Raw genomic sequence first — 608 nt, 5'->3', positions numbered from 1 at the left:
GGAGCAGCGGGTAAACTCTTCCGGTATCTCTACGCCATGAAAACGAAGAAGAGACTTGATGCGGTTCTTCGCACGGGTGCTGTCTTTTACTATCAGGTTTCTCATCCTTATCAAAGAACGAAGTTCCAGAGTTTCCACTCCGGGAACGTATATTCCAACCAATGAACCGGAACGTAATTCACGAGCCAGCTTGTTGCAGTCAACGGCATCTGTCTTGCGAAGTTTTTCCTTACTCATAGTCGGTACATCGGCAGGATTGACTACTATGTTGGTTATGCCCAAATCTGTCAGTCTCTCGTGTATCCAAAAGCCGCAGAATCCGGCTTCATAAACAGAGAAGTAATTGGCTCCAGGATAATTGCTGACAAGATACTTGTGCAACGCTTCCGGTTCGGGACTTTGGCTGAATCGCTTCAGAACACTGTGCTCTGACAAAATTGCAACAGACCAACTTTTCAAGTGGACATCAATTCCTACGTAAATATTTTGTCCACTAAAATCTAATTTGTTACTTTGTACACACTTCATAAGCTATATCGTTATTGGTTAATATTGTTTTTCTCTTATATACAAAGTTAACTATAATGGTATAGCTTTTTTAGTGCTAT

1 protein-coding gene is annotated in these 608 nt (G+C 41.4%); it reads right to left on the bottom strand.

Annotation, left to right across the window (positions count from 1 at the left end; genetic code table 11):
- Positions 1-528, bottom strand: a 528-nt coding sequence (locus tag H6A27_RS14540; protein WP_204509203.1) for an IS110 family transposase, incomplete at its 3' end; no start/stop codon positions are given.
- Positions 529-608 lie beyond the last annotated feature (80 nt).

The sequence above is a fragment of the Bacteroides caecigallinarum genome, assembly GCF_016902295.1.
Classification (GTDB): Bacteria; Bacteroidota; Bacteroidia; order Bacteroidales; family Bacteroidaceae; genus Phocaeicola; species Phocaeicola caecigallinarum_A.
Note: the sequence above shows the minus strand (reverse complement) of the source record. Positions and strands in the feature narration are given on the sequence as shown.